The sequence below is a fragment of the Klebsiella sp. HN106 genome (genome assembly GCF_051209435.1).
Lineage (GTDB): Bacteria > Pseudomonadota > Gammaproteobacteria > Enterobacterales > Enterobacteriaceae > Klebsiella > Klebsiella oxytoca.
This window is the reverse complement of record NZ_JBLURD010000252.1, coordinates 1-289: the sequence shown is the minus strand read 5'-3', so window position 1 is coordinate 289 and position 289 is coordinate 1. Positions and strand designations below refer to the sequence as shown.

The window sequence follows — 289 nt, the reverse complement described above, 5'->3', positions numbered from 1 at the left end:
ACGGCGTGGAACTGATCGACGCCAGCACGCTGCGTAAAGATGTCCCTTCTCTGCGCCTCGATGGCTCGTCGATTCAGAAAGATACCGCATCGGTGTTCCAGGATGGTCGTACGGCGGAGTATCAGATGGTCATGACCGTTCATGCCAGCGTCCTGATCCCGGGTCACGATATCTATCCGATTACCACCAAGGTCTATCGGTCGTTCTTTGATAACCCGCAGGCGGCATTAGCGAAAGACGCCGAGCAGGATATGATTATCCAGGAAATGTACGACAAAGCGGCGGAACA

General features: G+C 54.3%; 1 protein-coding gene. It reads left to right on the top strand.

Annotated features, from left to right (window positions below; translation table 11 throughout):
• On the top strand, positions 1-289 hold a 289-nt coding region (lptE, locus tag ACSIPU_RS31135; protein WP_435322562.1), incomplete at both ends, for an LPS assembly lipoprotein LptE.